1 protein-coding gene is annotated in these 466 nt (G+C 55.4%); it reads left to right on the top strand.

Annotated features, from left to right (window positions below):
- Positions 1-65 precede the first annotated feature (65 nt).
- On the top strand, positions 66-466 hold a 401-nt coding region (locus tag Q1A75_RS24085; RefSeq protein WP_299593626.1), incomplete at its 3' end, for a transposase.

The raw sequence follows: 466 nt of genomic DNA, 5'->3' as shown, positions 1-466 counted from the left end.
GTCCGGCCATCCGAACGGTAGAGGGGCCTTCGCGGCCGAGCATAATCAAGGATGAAGACAAAGATATGAGCAGCAACTTAAGCGAGGTAGATCGCACCAACATCATTGCATTTGAGGTCTCCAAAGCGAGCCTGACGGTTCACAGCCTGCCCGATGATCGGCAGGTCACGATCCAAAACACGGTGTCGGCAATCAAGCGATTGCTCAAGGCCATGAGCAAGGATCGACAACCATTCATCGTCTGCGAGGCGTCAGGTGGATATGAGCGTTCCGTTCTGGAATGCTGCGTTGAACTAGGCCTGCCTGTTCATCGCGCCCATGGAACACGGACGCGGAACTTTGCCAAGTATCTCGGCCTGTCCGCGAAGACTGACGCAGTGGACGCAAGGATGCTGGCGCTGTTCGCAGCAAAGTCTGAAGACTTACGCCTGTGGCAACCACCCAGTAAAGAAACAGTCGAGTTGCG

Source organism: uncultured Tateyamaria sp. (assembly GCF_947504105.1).
Lineage (GTDB): Bacteria > Pseudomonadota > Alphaproteobacteria > Rhodobacterales > Rhodobacteraceae > Tateyamaria.
The sequence above is the reverse complement of the archived record's forward strand: the minus strand, read 5'-3'. Positions and strand labels throughout refer to the sequence as shown.